Origin of the sequence: Pontibacter sp. HSC-14F20, assembly GCF_019599265.1 — a bacterium.
In the GTDB taxonomy this organism is placed as follows: domain Bacteria; phylum Bacteroidota; class Bacteroidia; order Cytophagales; family Hymenobacteraceae; genus Pontibacter.
Genome location: NZ_JAHZTC010000062.1, coordinates 1 through 429, shown reverse-complemented (window position 1 = coordinate 429; position 429 = coordinate 1). Strand labels below are relative to the sequence as shown.

Sequence of the window (429 nt, the reverse complement as noted above, 5' to 3'; positions counted from 1 at the left end):
CGGGAATGCCGAGCCTGGCGATCTCGGCGGAATCGCGAAAACCGCCGTCGGTGACGACGCCGGCAACGCCGCGCTTCATCAACCGCGTCACCAGGATCGCGCCGGCCGAAGCCGCGCGCGCGTCCTTGCGGCTGTCCATCACCAGCACCGAACCGGGCGGGCAATCCTCGATCGCCTTGCGCTGCGGGTGCGAGCGGTCCTTGAAGACATCGATCGTGTTGAGATCCTCCCGCGCCGGCATGTAGCGCAGGGTGAAAGCCTCCCCGACCATGGTCGGCTGGTCCGCGCCCAGGGGATGCACATCCTGGATCATCTGGATGCGCAGGCCGCGCTTGAACAGCGCGGTGGCGACGGTGGCGGTGGAGACGGATTTGAGCTTGGTGCGGGTGGCTTCGGACAGTTTGGTCATGGTGTGCTCTCTCTTTCGTC

1 pseudogene is annotated in these 429 nt (G+C 66.4%); it reads right to left on the bottom strand.

The window, feature by feature from the left end:
• Positions 1-409 (bottom strand): annotated as a pseudogene (locus K3G39_RS20495) (ribonuclease activity regulator RraA); the annotation flags it as partial.
• Positions 410-429 lie beyond the last annotated feature (20 nt).